Source organism: Streptomyces sp. R302 (assembly GCF_012927245.1).
In the GTDB taxonomy this organism is placed as follows: Bacteria; Actinomycetota; Actinomycetes; order Streptomycetales; family Streptomycetaceae; genus Streptomyces.
This window is the reverse complement of the sequence record NZ_JABBGE010000003.1, coordinates 542,430-559,917: the sequence shown is the minus strand read 5'-3', so window position 1 is coordinate 559,917 and position 17,488 is coordinate 542,430. Positions and strand designations below refer to the sequence as shown.

The 17,488-nt window shown below is 73.6% G+C and carries 13 protein-coding genes; 5 read left to right on the top strand and 8 right to left on the bottom strand.

Features of this window, described 5'->3' with window-relative positions:
* Positions 1–106: 106 nt before the first annotated feature.
* From HHL19_RS12320 to HHL19_RS12310, 3 genes are all read right to left on the bottom strand, one after another.
* The gene (locus tag HHL19_RS12320; protein ID WP_169088584.1) at positions 107–3,100 is read right to left on the bottom strand and encodes a protein kinase; all 2,994 of its coding nucleotides are present in this window, start codon (positions 3,098–3,100) and stop codon (positions 107–109) included.
* A gap of 55 nt (positions 3,101–3,155) precedes the next feature.
* Complete coding sequence (locus tag HHL19_RS12315) at positions 3,156–5,531, bottom strand: serine/threonine-protein kinase (protein ID WP_169088581.1); 2,376 nt, start codon at positions 5,529–5,531, stop codon at positions 3,156–3,158.
* Positions 5,532–5,728: 197 nt separating this feature from the next.
* Complete coding sequence (locus HHL19_RS12310) at positions 5,729–7,435, bottom strand: glycerol-3-phosphate dehydrogenase/oxidase (RefSeq protein WP_169088579.1); 1,707 nt, start codon at positions 7,433–7,435, stop codon at positions 5,729–5,731.
* Between the two features lie 265 nt (positions 7,436–7,700).
* Between HHL19_RS12310 and HHL19_RS12305 the strand changes: the two genes are divergently transcribed.
* Entirely contained in the window at positions 7,701–8,954 is a 1,254-nt protein-coding gene (locus HHL19_RS12305; RefSeq protein ID WP_169088577.1) for a nucleotide sugar dehydrogenase, read from the top strand.
* Between the two features lie 95 nt (positions 8,955–9,049).
* Positions 9,050–9,649: a hypothetical protein gene (locus HHL19_RS12300; protein ID WP_169088575.1), complete on the top strand. Its 600-nt coding sequence runs from the start codon at positions 9,050–9,052 to the stop codon at positions 9,647–9,649.
* 94 nt (positions 9,650–9,743) lie between these two features.
* On the opposite strand, the gene HHL19_RS12295 is transcribed toward HHL19_RS12300, so the two are convergent.
* The 4 genes from HHL19_RS12295 to HHL19_RS12280 form a co-directional block, all read right to left on the bottom strand.
* Positions 9,744–10,868: a GuaB3 family IMP dehydrogenase-related protein gene (locus HHL19_RS12295; RefSeq protein ID WP_169088572.1), complete on the bottom strand. Its 1,125-nt coding sequence runs from the start codon at positions 10,866–10,868 to the stop codon at positions 9,744–9,746.
* A gap of 105 nt (positions 10,869–10,973) precedes the next feature.
* Positions 10,974–12,476: an IMP dehydrogenase gene (guaB, locus tag HHL19_RS12290; RefSeq protein ID WP_169088570.1), complete on the bottom strand. Its 1,503-nt coding sequence runs from the start codon at positions 12,474–12,476 to the stop codon at positions 10,974–10,976.
* Between the two features lie 140 nt (positions 12,477–12,616).
* A complete protein-coding gene (locus HHL19_RS12285; protein WP_030750140.1) occupies positions 12,617–13,219 on the bottom strand; it encodes a sigma-70 family RNA polymerase sigma factor in 603 nt (200 codons plus the stop codon).
* 243 nt (positions 13,220–13,462) lie between these two features.
* Positions 13,463–14,074 (bottom strand): response regulator transcription factor, encoded by a 612-nt coding sequence (locus HHL19_RS12280; RefSeq protein ID WP_003948568.1) that lies wholly within the window; start codon positions 14,072–14,074, stop codon positions 13,463–13,465.
* A 437-nt stretch (positions 14,075–14,511) separates the two neighbouring features.
* On the opposite strand from HHL19_RS12280, the gene HHL19_RS12275 reads away from it, so the two are divergent.
* Complete coding sequence (locus tag HHL19_RS12275; RefSeq protein WP_169088568.1) at positions 14,512–14,856, top strand: WhiB family transcriptional regulator; 345 nt, start codon at positions 14,512–14,514, stop codon at positions 14,854–14,856.
* A 52-nt stretch (positions 14,857–14,908) separates the two neighbouring features.
* Here HHL19_RS12275 and HHL19_RS12270 read toward each other — a convergent pair whose 3' ends face one another.
* Positions 14,909–15,808, bottom strand: coding sequence for a LysR family transcriptional regulator (locus tag HHL19_RS12270; RefSeq protein WP_169088566.1), 900 nt, complete (start codon positions 15,806–15,808; stop codon positions 14,909–14,911).
* A gap of 107 nt (positions 15,809–15,915) precedes the next feature.
* Between HHL19_RS12270 and HHL19_RS12265 the strand changes: the two genes are divergently transcribed.
* Together HHL19_RS12265 and HHL19_RS12260 are read left to right on the top strand one after the other, a co-directional pair.
* Positions 15,916–16,614: an MOSC domain-containing protein gene (locus HHL19_RS12265; protein WP_169088564.1), complete on the top strand. Its 699-nt coding sequence runs from the start codon at positions 15,916–15,918 to the stop codon at positions 16,612–16,614.
* 52 nt (positions 16,615–16,666) lie between these two features.
* A complete protein-coding gene (locus tag HHL19_RS12260; protein ID WP_169088562.1) occupies positions 16,667–17,440 on the top strand; it encodes an SDR family oxidoreductase in 774 nt (257 codons plus the stop codon).
* Positions 17,441–17,488 lie beyond the last annotated feature (48 nt).

Sequence of the window (17,488 nt, the reverse complement as noted above, 5' to 3'; positions counted from 1 at the left end):
GTTACGGAGGAGGGGACGGCGGACGGAACCGCGGGGCCCGCAAAGGAACCGCACTGTGACCGCCGGGCCGTTCCCGCCCCGGCCCCGGTCGGCGGCCCGGGACGGCTCAACGGCCCGGTCGGAAGCCCTTCACGGCCTCGCCGTAGATCTCCGAGACCCGGTCCCGGTCGCTGTCCGGACCGATCACCTGGACGACGTGGTACCGGCCGCCGTCGATGAGCGCGAGGTTCTGGACGAAGACCTTGCGGCCCGCGCCGTCGTACCAGGTGTACTGGCCCTCGGCGGTGGGCGTACGGCCGATGTCCACCCGCCGCGACCTCACCGACTCGGACCAGCTGGACTGCCGGTAGGGCTCCAGCTCCCGCTCCTTGTCGTTCTGGTACTCCAGCGGATCGGAGCCGTTGTCCCGGACGCTGTCCCGGCCCGGGACGACGATCAGCGTGAAGTCGCCGCCGGTGTAGCGGACTTGCCCCGCCGCGTTGACGGGGCTGCGCCGCCAGTCGCGCGGCACCCCGATCCGGAAGCCCTCCGGGTCCTCGCGCAGCACGTAACCGGAGGCCAGAGCGGGGTTGGAGGCGGCGGGGGGCGCGGAGGTGGGGGTCGGGGAGGTGGGGGGTGGAGTGGTGGCCGTGGTCGGAGTGGTCGGAGTGGTCGGAGTGGTCGCCGTGGGCTTCGCGGACTGCGGTGCCGTCGCCGTCGCCGTCGGGCGGGCGTCGGTGGGCTTCTCGCCGCCTCGGGGCAGGGCGACAGCGAGGTACGTGAGGGCGGCACCGAGCAGCAGAAGGCCGATCAGCAGCACCCGCCGGCCACGCGAGCGCGCGGCGGTCCGGGGGCGCGGCGGCTCGGGCTCGACGTCCTCGTCGGCGTACGCGTACTCCTGGCGGGGCTCGTACTCCCGGCGGGGCTCGTACTCCTGGCGGGGCTCGTACTCCTGGTGGGGCTCGTACTCCTCGTACGCCTCGCGCCCCTCGTGCTCCTGGGGCTCGAACAGCTCCTGGGGCGCGGTCGGTTCCTCGGGTACGGGGGTGGGCGCGGGCGCGGGGGTCCGGTCGCCCCGGGAGTCCTTGCCGCGCCGGTGGCGGTGGCGGTTGCGGCCCGAACCGGCGGCGCGGCGGCGGCGCACCAGCTCGCCCCTGCGGCGCAGGATCGGCAGCCGCTTCACGTCGAACGGCGACGGGGGCGCGGCCGCGAACTCCGCCTCCGGCTCCGGCGCGGAGCGGACCAGCGACCGCAACCAGCCGCGCAGCTCCTCGAAGTCCGGGCGTTCGGTGGGGTCCTGGCGCAGCAGCGACTCCACCACCGGGCGCAGCGGGCCGCACTCCTCGGCGAAGGCGGGCGGTTCCGCGCAGACCAGCTGGACGAGCTCGGCGGCGTTGTCCTCGGGGTAGGGGGCGTGGCCCTGGACGGCCCGGTAGAGCAGCGCGCCGAGCGCCCACAGGTCGGTGGCGGGGCCGATCGGCGGGGCGAGCCGCCAGTTCTCGTGGACGGGACCGGCCTGTTCGGGCGCCCAGCGCTCGGTGACGGCGCCGACGACCGCGATCCGGGTCTGCCGGGCCCGCTCGGCGGCGAGCCGGGTGGCCGGGCCCCGGTACCGCTCCCCCGCCGGGCCCTGCTGCGCGGGTACGCCGACCGTCGGGGCCGCGTGGGCGGGCTCCGGGGCGGCGGCCGTGTACCCGGCGGGCAGCGCGGGCCGGCCGGAGCCGGGCAGCACCGGGCTCCCGCCGGCCGGGACGGGCGGCGAGCCGTCCCGGGAGGCGTGCGGGCCGTCGGTCCAGCTGCCCTTGAGCATCAGACGGGGCGGGCGCGGGCCGCCCCCGTACGGCTGCCCGCCGTCCGCGTCGCCGTCCGCGTCGCCGCCTTCGTCCTCGCCTTCGTCCTCGTCCTCGTCGGCCTCGTCGTCTTCGTCGTCCGTCGCCCGGGCCCACCACTGCGGCGCGGGCCCGGGCCGGGTGGCCTCCGGGAGGACCGCTTCGGTCCGGGACTCCGGGCCCGGCGCGGGATCCGGCGCGGGATCCGGCTCAGGCTCGCGCTGCGGCCCGGGATACGGCTCGGGGGTGCGCTGGACCGGGAGCGGGCCGGTGTCGCCGATGCGCGCGGCGGCGGCGCGGGTGGCCGCGCGGTAGGCGGCGATGGCCCCCGCCCGGGCCGCCCGCAGATCGGCGCTGGGCGGCACCGCCGGGGCCTCCGGCGGGCTCGCGGGGCGCGGCGCGGACGTCGCGATCCCGTAGGGATCGACCCCGTACGGGACGGGCTCGGCGGCGGGCGGCGGTTCGGGGACGTCGCCGCCCTCCGACGCCGCGAACTCCCCGGTCTCGTACGCCTGCACGCCGTACGCCTGCACGTCGTCCGTCTCGGGCTCGTACGTCTCCCCGGCGGGCTCGTCATCAGCCTCCGCCTCGTACTCCTCGTACTCCCCCTGCTCCTCGTACTCTCCCAGCTCTCCGTACTCCCCCGGCTCTCCGTACTCCTCCTCCGGGGCCCGGAAGGCCGGGTCGTCGGGGTCCGGGACGGGGGCGTAGCCGCAGAGGGCCTCCTCGGCGGCGCCGGCGGCGAGGCCGGTGAGGAGGACGCGGCCGTCGTCGCAGACGAGGACCGTGCGGGCGGTGATGTTGCGGTGGACCCAGCCGTGGGCGTGGAGGGCGCGCAGGGCGGTGAGGACGTCCGCGGCGATCTCGGCGGCGCGGAAGGGGTTGAGCGGGCCCTCGTCGAGGAGGGCGGAGAGCGGGCGCGCGGCCACGTACTCGCTGACTATCCACAGCGAGCCGGCCTCCGCGAAGACGTCGAAGACCTGGTCGAGCAAGGGGTGGTCGGGGATCTGGGCGGCGGCCTGGGCGGCCTCGATCGCCCGGCGGACGACCGGCTCGGCGGGTCTGCGGGTGGCACCGCCCGCGGTGCCGTACGCCCCCGTGGGCGCGGGCCCCTCGCCGAGGACCTCCGCGTCGACGACCTCGGGCAGCGGGACCTGACGGACCCGCACCTCCTGCCCGCTGTACGTGTCGAAGGCGCGGGTCTCGACGAGCTCGACGAGACCCGCGGAGCCGGCGGGCGGCCGTGGAAGGCGGTAGCGCTCCGCGAGCACTCGTCCCGCGTACTCGTCCACGGCGCCTCCCCCTGCGCATTGGTCGTGCCCCGTCGCTCACGATACGGGGCCGCGGTCAGTCCTTGGGGCTGAACGTGGCGAACGCCGTCTCGCGCAGCGTCTTGCACTCCGCGCCGTTCCACTCCTCGGCCTTGCAGCTGACCATGATCGAGTAGCCGTGCTTGGCGTCCACCTTGAAGCCGCGGTTGAGGACGCGGACGCGCATGCCCTTCTGGGTCCGCTCGAACTCCCAGTCCGCGACGGTCGGGTAGCCCTTGTACGAGACGGAGTCGACGCGGATGTGCCTGTAGCCGGTGCTGCTGGCCCGGACGGCGCCCACGGCGGCGAGCCAGGCCGCCCTCGCGTCGTCCTTGGGGCTGGCGTTGAAGTCGACCTGGACGCGCGGGAAGCCGCCGCTCTCGCTCCATATGGCGCCCCCGCTGTAGCCGTCTATGGGGCGCATGGAGAAGGAGGCGGGCATGGCCATGGAGAACTTGAAGCGGTCGTTGGTGACCAGGGTGTAGCCGGCCGGGAGCGCGGCGCCGGTGCCGGTGCCGCCGCTCGGCTTGGCGCTGGGTGTGGCGGTGCCGGTCCGGCCGGTGGTCGCGCCCGTGGCGCCGTTCGCGCCGTTCGCGCCGCCGTTGTCCGAGGCGCCGGTGTCACCGGGCTGGGAGCCGCCCTGCTCGGTGGGGTCGCCCGACGTGCCGCCCTTGCCGCCGTCGGTGCCCGAGCCGCTGCCGCCGTCGCCGCCCGCGGTGGTGCCGGCCGAGGCGGCGGTCTCGCCGCCCTTGCCCTCGGAGCCCTTGTCGCCGCCGGTCAGGGAGACGGCGAGGATGGTGCCGAGTATGGCGAGGACGGCGACCGCGGCGATGATCACCAGGGTGCGCCGGGGGACGACGTCGGTGAGCGGGGCGCGGGTCGGCGCCGGCCGGGAGCCGCCCTGCGCGGGCACGGTCCTGGCCGCCGCCTCCTTGCCGTTGCCCGTGCCGTTGCCGTTGCCCTTGCCGACGTCCTTCGCCTTCGTCTCGGCCTTGGCCGCCGCGGCCGCGTTCCGTACGGAGGCCAGGGCGCCGCGCATCCGCTCGGCGGCGGGCTCGGGGGCCTTCTCCTGGGCGACGGCCGTGGCCTCCGGGCCCCGCTCGGGGCGGGCCGGCAGCGGAACGATCCTGGTCACCTCGGGCGAGGGCTCCGGCGCCGCCTCGGGGGCGTCGAGCACGGCGCGCAGCAGCACCCGGGCGCGGGCGTCGTCGAGCCGCTGCGCCGGGTCCTTGGCGAGCAGCCCGTAGATGACCTGCTCCAGTTCGGGTCCCGCGTTCTTCGGCGGGTCGACCGGCTCGGTCATGACGGCGGTGAGGGTCGCGATCGCGGAGCCCTTGTCGTACGGCGGGGAGCCCTCGACCGCCGCGTAGAGCAGACCGCCGAGCGACCACAGGTCGGCGGCGGGGCCGGGCTTGTGGCCGCGGGCGCGCTCGGGCGAGATGTACGAGGGGGCGCCGACGAGCATGCCGGTGGAGGTGATGGACGGGTCGCCCTCCACCTGGGCGATGCCGAAGTCGGTGAGGACGACGCGGCCGTCGTCGGAGATGAGGACGTTGGACGGCTTCACGTCGCGGTGGAGGATGCCCTCGCGGTGCGCGGAGCGCAGCACGTCGAGGATGGCGAGGCCGACCTCGGCGGCGCGGCGCGGGGTGAGGACGCCGTCCTCGCGCACGGCGTCGGCGAGCGACTTGCCCTCGATGAGCTCCATGACGATCCAGGGGCGGTCGTCCTCGTCGACGACGTCGTAGACGGTCACGGCGCCGTTGTTGCGGATCTTGGCGATGGCCTTGGCCTCGCGCAGGGTCCGGGTGATCAGGCGGCGCTTCTCGTCCTCGTCGATGCTGTTGGGGAAGCGGAGCTCCTTGACGGCGACGGTGCGGCCGAGGGTCTCGTCGACGGCGCGCCAGACGGTGCCCATGCCGCCGCGGCCGAGGAGGGCGCCGAGCCGGTAGCGGCCGGCGAGCAGCCGGCCCTCGGTCTCGGTGGCCGAGGAGGAGCCGGCGCCCTTGCGGAGCCGGTCGGCCGCGGGCCGCTGCCCGTCGCCGTCCCCGGCGCCGAACCCGGCCCGCCCGGTGGACGGCTCGGTCCCCGGCACCCGGTCCCGGGGCGCGGCCGAGGCCCGCTCCGCCCGCGGATCCGCGGACGCGCCGCCCTGCGCCGTACCGCCCTGGGCGTCCTGAGGCCTCACGTCCGGGGACTTCGTGTCCTGGGGCTTCACGTCCTGCGGCTTCACGTCCTGCGGCTTCGTGTCCTGGGGCTTCGCATCCTGAGGTGCCGCGTCGCCCGGCCCGGTGTCCCCCGACCCGGTGTCCTGGAGCTTCGCCCCCTGGGGCTTCGCGTCCTGGGGCCTGGTGTCCTGAGGCTTCCCGTCCTCGGGCTGCGCCGTGTCCCGCGACTGCTCCGACTCCGACATGCGTCCCCTCTGCGTTCCCTGATCTCCGCCGCGCCCGCCGCACTCCACACGCTGCGGCAACCCGCCCTGGAAGAGAGGCCATTGTCCCTCACCTCAGGACAGGTGACGCCCCCGGGTCCGTACTCCGGTATGACGACGCGCCACACACACCCCCGGGTTCCCCCTCGTCACGGACGCACCGTCAGGCGGACCGCCCGTCAGATCGGGACGATGTCGGGCGCACCGAGCCGTGCGGCGTCCGCCGTGAGGTCGTCGGGCTGCCGCTGCGACTCGCGCTCGGCCTCGACCCGCTTCTCGTAGTGCTCGACCTCTCTCGCGATCTGGCCCTCGTCCCAGCCGAGGACCGGGGCCATCAGTTCGGCGGCCTCGCGCGCGCTGCGCGTGCCTCTGTCGAAGGTCTCGATGGAGACGCGGGTGCGGCGGGTGAGGACGTCGTCGAGGTGGCGGGCGCCCTCGTGGGAGGCGGCGTAGACGACCTCGGCGCGCAGGTGGTCGTCGGCCGCGGCGAGCGGCTCGCCGAGGGAGGGGTCCTCGGCGATCAGCGCGAGGATCTCCTCGGTGAGGGAGCCGTAGCGGTTGAGGAGGTGTTCGACGCGGACGACGTGGAGGCCGGAGCGGTCGGCGATCCTCGCCCGCGCGTTCCACAGCGCCCGGTAGCCCTCGGCGCCGAGCAGCGGGGTGTCCTCGGTGACGCAGGAGGCGACTCTCCGGTCGAGGCCGTGCACCGCCTCGTCGACGGCGTCCTTCGCCATCACCCGGTAGGTCGTGTACTTGCCGCCCGCGACGACGACGAGGCCGGGGACCGGGTGGGCGACGGTGTGCTCGCGGGAAAGCTTGCTGGTGGCGTCGGACTCGCCGGCGAGCAGCGGGCGCAGGCCCGCGTAGACCCCCTGGACGTCGTCGCGGGAGAGCGGGGTGGCGAGCACGGTGTTGACGTGCTCCAGGAGGTAGTCGATGTCGGCGCTGGAGGCGGCGGGGTGGGCCTTGTCGAGGTCCCAGTCGGTGTCGGTGGTGCCGATGATCCAGTGCCGTCCCCAGGGGATGACGAAGAGGACGGACTTCTCGGTGCGCAGGATGAGGCCGGTGGTGGAGTGGATCCGGTCCTTGGGGACGACGAGGTGGATGCCCTTGGAGGCGCGGACGTGGAACTGGCCGCGCTCGCCGATGAGGGCCTGGGTGTCGTCGGTCCACACCCCGGTGGCGTTGACGATCTGCTTGGCCCGGATGACGTACTCGCCGCCGGTCTCGACGTCCTGGACGCGGGCGCCGACGACCCGCTCGCCCTCGCGGAGGAAGCCGGTGACCCGGGCCCGGGCGGCGGCCAGGGCGCCGTAGGAGGCGGCGGTGCGGACGAGGGTGAGGACGAAGCGGGCGTCGTCCATCTGGGCGTCGTAGTACTGGAGGGCGCCGGTGAGGGCGTCCTTGCGCAGGCAGGGCGCGACGCGGAGGGCGCCCTTGCGGCTGAGGTGGCGGTGGACGGGGAGGCCGCGGCCGTGCCCGGAGGAGACGGACATGGCGTCGTACAGGGCGACGCCGGAGCCCGCGTAGAGCCGCTCCCAGCCCTTGTGCTGGAGGGGGTAGAGGAACGGCACCGGCTTCACCAGGTGGGGGGCGAGCCGCTCCAGGAGCAGGCCGCGCTCCTTGAGGGCCTCGCGGACCAGGGCGAAGTCGAGCATCTCCAGATAGCGCAGTCCGCCGTGGATGAGCTTGCTGGAGCGGCTGGAGGTGCCGGAGGCCCAGTCGCGGGCCTCGACGATGCCGGTGGAGAGCCCGCGCGTGACCGCGTCGAGGGCGGTGCCCGCGCCGACGACGCCGCCGCCGACCACCAGCACGTCCAGCTCGTGCTCGGCCATGGCCGCCAGTGCCGCGGCGCGCTCGGCGGGTCCCAGTGTCGCTGTCCTCACGGCTGCCGCCTTCCCGTCGTCGTGTGTCGTCCCTGTCCCTCGTCGTCGCAGCGGCGAACCGGACCGCGTGCGGCCCGGCTCCCCGTCCCGATTCTGGACCGGTCCGGCGGCTTCGGCCACCGCCCCCGTGCGGACCTGTGGATAACACTCGGCGGCCTTCGATCATGCAATGCCGCATATCGGTCATATTTACTCCTAGTCTGACATTGGTTACCTGTTGCGCACGCGACAGACAACGGCTACCGGGAAGGACGGCCCACCCCCCATGCCCGCAGACCTCGCCGTCATCGGCCTCGGCCACCACGGACTCCCCCTCGCCCAGGCCGCGACCGCCGCGGGCATCGCCACCGTCGGCTTCGACACCGACCCCCGCCCGGTCGCCGAACTCGCCGCGGGCCGCCCCCCGGTCGACGGCTCCCTCACCGCCCCCGAGATCCGCCGCATGCTCTCCGGCGGCTTCCGGGCCACCACCAGCCCGGTCGAGCTCGGCCGGGTCCGCACCGCCGTCCTCTGCGCGCCGACCCCCCTCGGCCCCGACGGCGCCCTCGACCTCACCGCCGTCGCCGGCGCGGCCCGCGCGCTCGCCGCCCGGCTCCGCCCGCACACCACCGTCGTCCTGGAGTCCCCCGTCCCGCCCGGCACCACCGAGGGCCTCCTCCGCGAGCTCCTGGAGGACGGCTCGGGCCTGCGCGCGGGCCGCGACTTCCACCTCGCGTACTCCCCCGGCCGCTTCGACCCGGGGCGCGTCGACCCCGGCACCCGGCCCGGCCCCGCCGGCATCCCGAAGGTCATCGGCGGCCTCACGCCCGCGTGCACCGAGTCCGCCGCCGCCTTCTACGGCCGCTTCACCGACAAGGTGGTACGCGCGCGTGGCCCCCGCGAGGCGGAGACGGTCAAGCTCCTGGAGACCAACTTCCGGCACGTCAACATCGCCCTCGTCAACGAGATGGCGGTGCTCTGCCACGAACTCGGCGTCGACCTCTGGGACGTCATCCGCTGCGCCGAGACCAAGCCCTTCGGCTTCCAGGCCTTCCGCCCCGGCCCCGGCGTCGGCGGCCACGGCGTCCCCGTCGAGCACCTCGGCGCCCACGGCCCGCTCCGCCTCGTCGAACTCGCCGGCCAGGTCAACCAGCGGATGCCCCGGTACGTCGTCCAGCGCGCCGCCGCCCTCCTCAACGAGCACGGCAAGTCCGCCCGCGGCGCCCGGATCCTGCTCCTCGGCATCACGTACAAGCCCGACCTCGCCGACCGCGAGGGCTCCCCCGCCGACGAGATCGCCGGCCGGCTCATGGACCTCGGCGCGGCGGTCAGCTTCCACGACCCGCACGTCCCCGACTGGCGGGTGCGCGACCTGCCCGTCCCCCGCGCCGACTCCCTCTACGAGGCCGCCGCCCACGCCGACCTGACCGTGCTGCTCCAGCACCACCGCGTCTACGACCTCCAGGGCCTCGCGGTGAAGGCCCAGCTCCTCCTCGACACCCGCGGCGCCACCCCCGGCGGCACCGCGCACCGCCTCTGAGCCACGGGTAACGGGTGGGCCACTGTCGGAGCGGGCTGCTAGTGTCCGGCCCCATTGATCGCACGCCCGTGCGGCATCCGTCTTGGGGGACCACCATGAGCCAGCCCGTTCCGCCGCCCGGCAACCCGTACGCCCAGGGCTCGCCCGACCAGCCCGCCGGCCAGAACCCCTACGCCCAGGGCGTTCCCGGCCAGCAGCCCGCCGGCCAGAACCCGTTCGCCCAGGGCGTGCCCCCGCAGCCCTCGGGCCAGAACCCGTTCGGCGCCTACCCGCCGGCCCCGGCGCCCGCGCCCCGCCGGAACAACGTCGGCCTCGGCATCGTCGCCGCCGTCGTCGCCGCGCTGGTCACCGCCGGTATCTACGGCGCCATCCTCGGCGGCACCGAGACCGAGATCGGCTGGGCCGCCGTCGGCGTCGGCTTCGCGGTCGGCTTCGCCGCCGGCAAGGTCGGCGGCGCCAACCCGGCCCTACCGGTCGTCTCCGCGATCCTCTCCCTCGGCGCCGTCTACCTCGGCCAGCTCGTCGGCATCGCGGTCTACGCGGCCAAGGAGTTCAACGTCTCCTTCACCGAGATCTTCTTCCAGGAGTTCGGCATGCTGACGGAGGCGTGGAGCGAGGGCAAGGACGCCATGACCTTCCTCTTCCTCGCGCTCGGCGCGGCCGCCGCCTTCTCCGGCGCCAAGAAGGCCGCCTGATCCACGCGGACACGCGCGAGGGGCCCCGCACCGGTCGGTGCGGGGCCCCTCGCGTACGTACAGGGAGTACGGAAGTGCGGGAGTGCGGAACGCGTCAGCGGCGGTGCTGCGAGTCCGCGACGGTGACCTCGACGCGCTGGAACTCCTTGAGCTCGCTGTAGCCCGTGGTGGCCATCGCGCGGCGCAGGGCGCCGAAGAAGTTCATCGAGCCGTCCGGGGTGTGCGACGGACCGGTGAGGACCTCCTCGGTGGTGCCGACGATGCCCAGGTCGACCAGCTTGCCGCGCGGCACGTCCTCGTGGACGGCCTCCATGCCCCAGTGGTGGCCCTTGCCGGGCGCGTCCGTGGCACGGGCCAGCGGGGAACCCATCATGACGGCGTCGGCGCCGCAGGCGATGGCCTTCGGGAGGTCGCCGGACCAGCCCACGCCGCCGTCGGCGATGACGTGCACGTACCGGCCGCCGGACTCGTCCATGTAGTCGCGGCGGGCCGCGGCCACGTCGGCGACGGCGGTCGCCATCGGGACCTGGATGCCCAGGACGTTGCGGGTGGTGTGCGCGGCGCCGCCGCCGAAGCCGACCAGGACGCCCGCGGCGCCGGTCCGCATCAGGTGCAGGGCGGCGGTGTACGTGGCGCAGCCGCCGACGATGACCGGGACGTCCAGCTCGTAGATGAACTGCTTCAGGTTCAGCGGCTCGGCCGCGCCGGAGACGTGCTCGGCGGAGACCGTGGTGCCGCGGATGACGAAGATGTCCACGCCCGCGTCGACGACGGCCTTGGAGAACTGCGCGGTGCGCTGCGGGGAGAGCGCGGCGGCGGTGACGACGCCGGAGTCGCGCACCTCCTTGATGCGCTGCCCGATCAGCTCCTCCTTGATCGGAGCGGCGTAGATCTCCTGCAGACGGCGGGTGGCGGTGGCCTCGTCCAGCTCGGCGATCTCGTCGAGCAGCGGCTGCGGGTCCTCGTACCGGGTCCACAGGCCTTCGAGGTTCAGCACGCCCAGGCCACCGAGCTCGCCGATGTGGATGGCGGTCTGCGGGGAGACGACCGAGTCCATCGGGGCGGCCAGGAAGGGCAGCTCGAAGCGGTAGGCGTCGATCTGCCAGGCGATCGAGACCTCCTTCGGGTCCCGGGTGCGCCGGCTCGGTACGACGGCGATGTCGTCGAACGCGTACGCCCTGCGGCCGCGCTTGCCGCGCCCGATCTCGATCTCAGTCACGATGTGTGGCCTTTCCCTCTATGTCTGCGCCTACCAGTATCCCCGACACGCGCGCGAGGGGCGGCTCCGGCCACATGCCGGAACCGCCCCCTGGGTCACGCGGTGTTACTTCCTGCTGTAGTTCGGCGCCTCGACGGTCATCTGGATGTCGTGCGGGTGGCTCTCCTTGAGGCCCGCGGAGGTGATCCGGACGAAGCGGCCGTTCTCCTGGAGCTCCGGGACCGTCCGGCCGCCGACGTAGAACATCGACTGGCGCAGACCGCCGACCAGCTGGTGGACCACGGAGGCGAGCGGGCCGCGGTACGGCACCTGGCCCTCGATGCCCTCGGGGATCAGCGCGTCGTCGGAGGCGACGCCCTCCTGGAAGTAGCGGTCCTTGGAGAAGGACTTGCGCTCGCCGCGGGTCTGCATGGCGCCCAGCGAGCCCATGCCGCGGTACGACTTGAACTGCTTGCCGTTGATGAAGAGCAGCTCGCCCGGGGACTCCTCGCAGCCCGCGAGCAGCGAGCCGAGCATCACCGTGTCGGCACCCGCCACGAGCGCCTTGGCGATGTCGCCGGAGTACTGCAGGCCGCCGTCGCCGATGACCGGGACACCGGCCGCCTTGGCGGCGAGGGAGGCCTCGTAGATGGCGGTGACCTGCGGGACGCCGACGCCGGCGACCACGCGGGTGGTGCAGATGGAGCCGGGGCCGACGCCGACCTTGATGCCGTCGGCACCGGCGTCGACGAGCGCCTGGGCGCCGTCGCGGGTGGCGACGTTGCCGCCGATGACGTCCACCGAGGAGTTCGACTTGATCTTGGCGATCATGTCGCCGACGAGCCGGGAGTGGCCGTGCGCGGTGTCGACGACGATGAAGTCGACACCGGCCTCGATGAGGGCCTGGGCGCGCTCGAAGGAGTCGCCGGCGACGCCGACGGCCGCGCCGACGAGCAGGCGGCCCTCCTTGTCCTTGGCGGCGTTCGGGTACTTCTCGGCCTTGACGAAGTCCTTGACCGTGATGAGGCCCTTGAGGATGCCGGTCTCGTCGACCAGCGGAAGCTTCTCGATCTTGTGGCGGCGCAGCAGGTCCATGGCGTCGACGCCGGAGATGCCGACGTGGCCGGTGACGAGCGGCATGGGGGTCATGACCTCGCGCACCTGGCGGCTGCGGTCCGACTCGAAGGCCATGTCGCGGTTGGTGACGATGCCGAGGAGCTTGCCGGCCGGGTCGGTCACCGGGACGCCGCTGATGCGGAACTTGGCGCAGATCGCGTCGGCCTCGGCGAGCGTGGCGTCCGGGTGGACGGTGATCGGGTCGGTCACCATGCCGGACTCGGAACGCTTCACCAGGTCGACCTGGTTCGCCTGGTCGGCGATGGAGAGATTGCGGTGCAGAACACCGACACCACCCTGTCGGGCCATGGCGATCGCCATGCGCGACTCGGTGACCTTGTCCATCGCGGCGGAGAGCAGCGGGATGTTCACCCGCACGTTCTTCGAGATGTACGAGGCGGTGTCGATCTGGTCGGGCGCCATGTCGGACGCGCCGGGCAGCAGCAGCACGTCGTCGTAGGTCAGCCCGAGTGTCGCGAATTTACCGGGCACTCCGTCGACGTTGGCAGTCATGACACCTTCCCAAATGGCCTTGATCGGTGCGGGATGTCCATGCTAACGGGCCGGAGCGGTGTCTCATTCCACGATCAAGATCAGCGGGAAGCTTTGGACCTTCGTACGTGTACGAAAGGGATGATCGGGTGCGGTGAGGCTTACTGCTCGGCCAGGGCGCGGAGCCGGCTGAGGGCGCGGTGCTGGGCGACCCGGACGGCACCCGGGGACATGCCGAGCATCTGGCCGGTCTCCTCGGCGGTCAGGCCGACGGCGACCCTGAGGACGAGGAGCTCGCGCTGGTTCTCGGGGAGGTTGGCGAGGAGCTTCTTGGCCCATTCGGCGTCGTCGCTGAGGAGGGCGCGCTCCTCGGGGCCGAGGGAGTCGTCGGGCCGCTCGGGCATCTCGTCGGAGGGCACGGCGGTGGAGCCGGGGTGGCGCATGGCGGCCCGCTGGAGGTCGGCGACCTTGTGTCCGGCGATGGCGAAGACGAAGGCCTCGAAGGGGCGGCCGGTGTCCTTGTAGCGGGGCAGGGCCATCAGGACGGCGACGCAGACCTCCTGCGCGAGGTCCTCGACGAAGTGGCGGGCGTCACCGGGCAGGCGGTTGAGCCGGGTGCGGCAGTAGCGCAGCGCGAGCGGGTGGACGCGCGCGAGCAGGTCGTGGGTGGCCTGGGCGTCCCCTTCGACGGCGCGGTGGACGAGCGCACCGATCTCCCCCTGCCCGGCAGGCATGGGGGAACCCATGGTCTCGTCGTCGCGCATCGCTCCATGGTGCCTTGACGCCGGTCCGTCCGTGGCACCCTGTCCGTAGTTGTGCACCGAAGCGTTATGAGCAGGTGCGCCGGGATTCATCTCTGGCGCCCTCCCCTTCCGCTCGATCGACTCGTCCCCGAGGAACTCCACATCTCAAGGATGCGGCATCGGACGAGGAAGTGACACAGGCCCGCCCCGTCCGCCCCTCGGCGGACGGGGGTACGGACGGGGAGACGGCCGGTGCGCGGCGGCTCAGCGGACCAGGCCCCACCGGAATCCGAGCGCGACGGCGTGCGCGCGGTCGGAGGCGCCGAGCTTCTTGAAGAGGCGTCGGGCGTGCGTCTTGACGGTGTCCTCGGAGAGGAAGAGCTCGCGCCCGATCTCCGCGTTGGACCGGCCGTGGCTCATGCCTTCGAGGACCTGGATCTCGCGTGCGGTGAGGGTGGGCGCGGCGCCCATCTCGGCCGAGCGGAGCCGGCGCGGGGCGAGCCGCCACGTCGGGTCGGCGAGCGCCTGGGTGACGGTGGCCCTCAGCTCGGCGCGCGAGGCGTCCTTGTGCAGGTAGCCGCGGGCGCCGGCGGCGACCGCGAGCGCCACGCCGTCGAGGTCCTCGGCGACGGTGAGCATGATGATCCGGGCGCCGGGGTCGGCGGAGAGCAGCCGGCGGACGGTTTCCACCCCGCCCAGGCCGGGCATGCGCACGTCCATCAGGATGAGGTCGGAGCGGTCCGCGCCCCAGCGGCGGAGGACTTCCTCGCCGTTGGCCGCGGTGGTCACGCGCTCCACGCCGGGCACGGTCGCGACCGCGCGGCGAAGCGCCTCTCGGGCAAGCGGGGAGTCGTCGCAGACGAGAACGGACGTCATGACTGACCTCCGCGGCTCTCGCAGCTGATGCGCGTCACCTTGAGCCTCCAGGGCTGGTACGTATCGTCACCTGTGCGGTTGACGCTCCCGGACACTTGCCCGATCGCTTGTTCATCCAACCGCCTCGCACTCTCAACGATGGTCACTCGAAAGAGTTACGGGTCGGACGGGACCTTCGGCACTCCTTGTGAGGGGCCGTGCACGGAGAAGAGCGTCGCAGGTCGTTGCGTCCACCATCAGAAGCTATGCCCCATTTAGCGGGTTTTCTTCCCTTTTCGCGGTGTCTGTGGCTAGATTCGCAATGAGTCATATTTACATCTACTTCGACAGTAGTCGGACCCATCCGGCCCGCCGGGGTCCGAGGAGCCCCGGACCGACAAGCCACTTCCCGCCCACCCACCAACCCGTCTCGACACGGTTTCAAGGGGACTAGCGCAATGGCAGATTTCTCCCGCCTTCCCGGACCCAACGCCGATCTGTGGGACTGGCAACTGCTCGCGGCCTGCCGCGGGGTCGACAGCTCCCTGTTCTTCCACCCCGAGGGAGAGCGCGGCGCGGCACGGAGTGCGCGTGAGAACTCGGCGAAAGAGGTCTGCATGCGGTGCCCGGTCCGCGCGGAGTGCGCGGCACACGCACTCGCCGTGCGGGAGCCCTACGGCGTATGGGGCGGCCTCACCGAGGACGAACGCGAAGAACTCATGGGCCGAGCGCGCAACCGCCTGATCACGGCGGCGCCGGCGCCGGCCGCGTCCGCCGGCCGATCGATCATGGGACATGCATGAAGGAACGTTTCCCCTCATGAGCTGAGGCGCTGACGGCCCCGGCGCGCGCGGACTACGCGCGCGTGGCGGCGCGGGTCAGCTCGTCGAGGGTGGCCGCGACCGCCGGGACCTGGGCCAGGTCCGGCAGCGTCAGCGCCACGATCTCCCGCTCCACGGCGGGCTCGACGGCGACGGTCCGCGCCCCCTTGGGCCGTACGGACTCGATGGCCAGCTCCGGCAGGACGGCCACGCCGAGCCCCGCGCCGACCAGGCCCACCACCGCCGGGTAGTCGTCGGTGGCGAAGTCGATGCGCGGGGCGAAGCCGGCCTCCTCGCAGACGTCGACGAGCTGGCGGCGGCAGCGCGGGCAGCCCGCGATCCAGGAGTCGCCGGCCAGCTCGGCGATGGAGACGGAACCGGCGTCCGCGAGCGGGTGGGACTCCGGGACCAGGCCGACGAGCCGGTCGGTGAGGAGCGGGCGGACCACCAGGTCGTCCCACTCGCCGGGGGCGTGGGACGACCCGTACCGGAAGGCGAGGGCGAGGTCGCAGTCGCCCTCGCGGAGCATCTCGACGGAGCGCGGCGGTTCGGCCTCGACCAGGGAGACCCGGGTGCCGGGGTGGGCGGCGCGCAGGGCGGCGAGGGCCGTGGGGACGAGGGTGGAGCTGCCGCTGGGGAAGGAGACCAGGCGGACCCGGCCGGCCCGGAGGCCCGCGATGGCGGCGACCTCCTCCTCGGCGGCGGTGAGCCCGGCGAGGATGCCGGCGGCGTGCCGGACGAGGACCTCGCCGGCCTGGGTGAGGCGCATCTCGCGGCCGGTGCGGATGAGCAGCGGGGTGCCGGCCGAGGCCTCCAGGGCCTTCATCTGCTGGCTGACGGCGGGCTGGGTGCAGCCCAGTTCGCGTGCGGCGGCGGAGAAGGAGCCGGTGGCGGCGACGGCGCGCAGGACGCGGAGGTGGCGTGCCTCGATCATGGATCGAGCATAAGCGACTCTTGGATCCGACCGCGAATGTTCAAGCTGGGCTTTGAGGCGGGCGAAACTCCGAGGTGGGGTGGAGAAGGCCCGCCTAGGCTGCCCGCATGACCTTGTTGAGCGTGAACGCGGGCCGGGCGAAGAGCGTCGGCTACACCGACTCCCCCGCCGGGAGGACGGGCATCGACAAGCGGCCCGTCGACGGGCCCGTACGGATCGAGTCGCCCGGGCCCACCGGCGTGGGGGCGAGCGGGGTGGCCGGGGACGACGTGTGCGACCTGCGCTTCCACGGCGGCGCCGACCGGGCGGTGTACGCCTTCGCCCGCGAGGACCTGGACCGCTGGGAGCGGGAGCTGGGCCGGGAGCTGGCGAACGGCTCCTTCGGCGAGAACCTGACGACGAGCGGCGTGGACGTGAACGGGGCGCTGATCGGCGAGCGCTGGCGGATCGGCGAGGACGTGGTCGTCGAGGTCACCGGCGGCCGGATCCCCTGCCGCACCTTCCAGGGCCACCTGGAGGAGCGGGGGGTCGACGCCCGGGGCTGGGTGAAGCGGTTCACCCGGGCGGGGGCCGGTCCCGGCGCGCTGCTGCGGGTGATCGAGCCGGGCGAGGTGCGGGCCGGCGACCCGGTCACGGTGGTGCACCGGCCGGACCACACGGTCACCGTCGCCTTCCTGCACCGCGCGGCGACCACCGAGCGGGAGCGGCTGGCGGAGACGCTGGTGGCCGCCGAGTGGATGGAGTCGGGACTGCTCGACCTCGCCCGCACGTACGCGGAGAAGTACGCGGACGGGCACGGCGGCTGAGGCGGGGCCGTACGGGGGCCGGGGGCGCGCGTCCGGGCACTACGGTTCCGGTATGACCACTGCACTGATCACGGGAGCCACCGCCGGCATCGGAGCCGCCTTCGCGCGCAGGCTGGCGGCCGACGGCCACGATGTCGTCCTGGTGGCGCGGGACCTGACGCGCCTTCGGGAGCAGGCCACCGAGCTGCACGACCGGCACGGGGTGGAGGCCGAGGTGCTCGCCGCGGACCTCTCCGAGGAGAAGGGGATCGCCGCGGTCGAGGCCCGGCTCTCCGACCCGCGCCGCCCGGTCGACCTGCTGGTGAACAACGCGGGCTTCGGCAACAAGGGCCGTTTCCTCGACGTGTCGATGGCCGACGAGCTGAAGATGCTGACCGTGCACTGCGAGGCGGTGCTCCGGCTGACCTCGGCCGCCGCGGCGGCGATGAGGAAGCGCGGGCGGGGCGGGGTGGTCAACGTGGCCTCGGTGGCCGCCTTCGTGCCGCGCGGCACGTACGGCGCCTCGAAGGCGTGGGTCGTGCAGTTCACCCAGGGCGCGGCCAAGGACCTCGCGGGCAGCGGGGTGCGGCTGATGGCGCTCTGCCCCGGCTTCGTGCGCACCGAGTTCCACGAGCGGGCCGGGATGGGCACGGACAACATCCCGGGCTGGATGTGGCTCGACGCGGACAAGCTGGTGTCGGCGGCCCTGGCCGACCTGGCGCGGGGGAAGACCCTGTCGATCCCGGACCCGCGCTACAAGGCCCTCATGGGCGTGGTGAAGCTGGCCCCGCGCTCGCTGCTCGGCGGGGTGTCGTCGAAGGCCGGGCGCAAGTACGGACCTCAGTAGGTACGTCCGTGGTACGTCCCTGGTACTCAGGGGCGGTTGAGTACCTTC